Genomic DNA, 251 nt, shown 5'->3' on the forward strand with positions numbered 1-251 from the left:
GGCGCGTCGCCGCTTCCACGGGTCACACTGAAGGGCTGGTCATCGCCACCGGATTCTTCCGCCATGGTGTCCTCCTGACACCAGTCGCCGCCAAGATAGTGGGCGGATTGCTTGATGGCTTCTCGGACCCGCGCTGGTCAATCTCCCGGCCCGACCGGTTCGATCCGCGGCGATCTGGCCTCACGCATTCTGAAAACCCTCAAACGCTCAACCTAGGATCAGCATGAACATCAAACTCAACGGTGCAGACC

Annotated in this window: 1 protein-coding gene; it reads left to right on the forward strand. The window is 61.0% G+C overall.

Annotated elements, in window-relative coordinates; all coding sequences use genetic code 11:
• Window positions 1–227, forward strand: a 227-nt coding sequence (locus SB772_RS43815) for a hypothetical protein (protein WP_410839006.1), incomplete at its 5' end; no start/stop codon positions are given.
• Window positions 228–251: the final 24 nt, after the last annotated feature.

This window comes from Paraburkholderia sp. SIMBA_030 (genome assembly GCF_046535245.1).
In the GTDB taxonomy this organism is placed as follows: Bacteria; Pseudomonadota; Gammaproteobacteria; order Burkholderiales; family Burkholderiaceae; genus Paraburkholderia.